The organism is Streptomyces sp. SAS_270 (assembly GCF_052543295.1).
Genome location: NZ_JBMNDS010000180.1, coordinates 1 through 1,666 on the forward strand (window position 1 = coordinate 1; position 1,666 = coordinate 1,666).

General features: G+C 69.0%; 2 protein-coding genes. One reads left to right on the forward strand and one right to left on the reverse strand.

The genetic code is table 11. The features are described 5' to 3' along the window. The first annotated feature begins 113 nt into the window (after positions 1–113). Positions 114–650, forward strand: coding sequence for a hypothetical protein (locus ACN6LB_RS45770; RefSeq protein WP_445031091.1), 537 nt, complete (start codon positions 114–116; stop codon positions 648–650). Here the strand turns inward: ACN6LB_RS45770 and ACN6LB_RS45775 are convergent. Beyond that, positions 607–1,398 carry an IS5 family transposase gene (locus ACN6LB_RS45775; RefSeq protein WP_445031092.1) on the reverse strand — a complete coding sequence of 264 codons (792 nt, stop codon included), beginning with the start codon at positions 1,396–1,398 and terminating at the stop codon, positions 607–609. The two genes, ACN6LB_RS45770 and ACN6LB_RS45775, sit on opposite strands and share 44 nt — an antisense overlap. Positions 1,399–1,666: the final 268 nt, after the last annotated feature.

A 1,666-nucleotide genomic window follows, 5' to 3' on the forward strand; every position in this document is an offset into this window, starting at 1 on the left:
AGTAGCTGTTGTCGTACCGATCTTGAGGCCGTCGATTTCGCTGGTCGGGCATGGGGTCGGTGATTCTGCGGGAGTGGTGAGCTGTCGTTTCGTCGCTTGCCAGGAGGTCGCGGATGCCGTCGGTCGTCGGACTGCTGGAACAGCACGAGCTCGCCGCTCGCCGTCGGGTCGACGGGCTGCGTGAGGAGGCCGACCGCATCCAGGCCGAACTCGCCGTGGCCGAGTTGGAATGGCAGGAGTGGGCGATCGCCCGCAGGCGGGTCGATGCGGTACTGGCTCCGGACGGCGGCAGCGCCGCCGAGGCGGGGGTCACCGAGGATCCACAGGACACGGACGCGCAGCCGGCGCCCAGGGTCATGGCGAAGCCGAGATCGCAGGTGCCGGTGTGGCGCCAGGGGCTGACCTGTTCAGCACTGTCGGTGGACTACCAGCGCATCCTGCAGACACTCGCGGAGCGGGTCCGGCTCCATCAAGGGCCGCTGACCTGCCAGGAGATGGCCGCCGTGTTCGGCATGGAGGTGGTGCCGGCGCGGGTGGAGGCACTGCGGTCGAAGGCGAAACGCCTGGTCGCGCGCGGCTGGCTCGCCGAGCGGCAGCCGGGCCGGTTCACCCTCGCGCAGGGTGTGGGCGGGCCAGGCGGCGGGTCATGAGAGCGATCATCGACCAGTAGACCATCGCTTCGGCGCTGGTGGTGCGGCGTTCGTAGTCGCGGGCCAGGCGGCGACTTCGCATCAGGTGGGCGAAGAGTCGCTCGACGATCCACCGCTTGGGCAGCACCACGAAGCCCTTCTGGTTGTCGCTGCGTTTGACGATCAACAGCACCAGGGCGAGTGCGGCCAGGCAGTGCTCGACGAGGCTGCCGGTGTAGCCGCCGTCGGCCCAGACGAGGGCGAGGCGGTGGTGTGCGTCGGCGACTTGTCGCAGCAGGACCTTCGCGGCGATGCGGTCGCCGGTGTCCGCAGCGGTGACCATCACGCCCAGCAGCAGGCCGAGCGTGTCGACCACGACGTGCCGCTTGCGCCCGTTGACCAGTTTGCCGCCGTCGAAGCCGCGGCTGTCGGCGCCGACGACGGCATCCGCCTTGACCGACTGCGAGTCGATCACCCCGGCGGTCGGCTCCGCGTCCCGCCCCGCCCTCATCCGGACCTTCGCGCGCAGCCGGTCGTGGAACTCCTGGAGCAGCGCGTGATCGCGCCAGCGGCGGAAGAACGCATAGACACGGTCCCACGGCGGGAAGTCGGCCGGCATGGCGCGCCACTTGACGCCGTTGTCCACGAGATAGCCGATCGCGTCCAACATCTGCCGGTGGCAGTACGCCTCCGGCTGTCCGCCACGACCCCGCAGCCAGCCCGGCACCGGCAGCAGCGGGCGCACCAGGGCCCACTCGGCGTCCGTCATGTCAGTCGGATACCGGCTCACACGCATCGGGTTGTCGACGGCGTTCCCGAACCGGTGAGCCAGACAGTCACACTCCCGGGTGACCGGGCTGGACTGCCCGGACACCGGCACGCAAGACTGCGACACCAGGGGCCTCCTGCTGCTCGGTGATTCGACACCAACGAGCTGTTCAGGAGGCCCTACTTGTATGCGCCCAGCACTCCACGATCACCTGATCGGGACTCCCGTTCGATCTACCAGCCTCAAGATCGGAACGACAACAGCTACT

Bases quoted from the DNA above. Each gene is read 5' to 3' on its own strand.
- ACN6LB_RS45775 (WP_445031092.1), bottom strand. From the start codon at position 1,398: ATGACGGACGCCGAGTGGGCCCTGGTGCGCCCGCTGCTGCCGGTGCCG.
- ACN6LB_RS45770 (WP_445031091.1), top strand. From the start codon at position 114: ATGCCGTCGGTCGTCGGACTGCTGGAACAGCACGAGCTCGCCGCTCGC.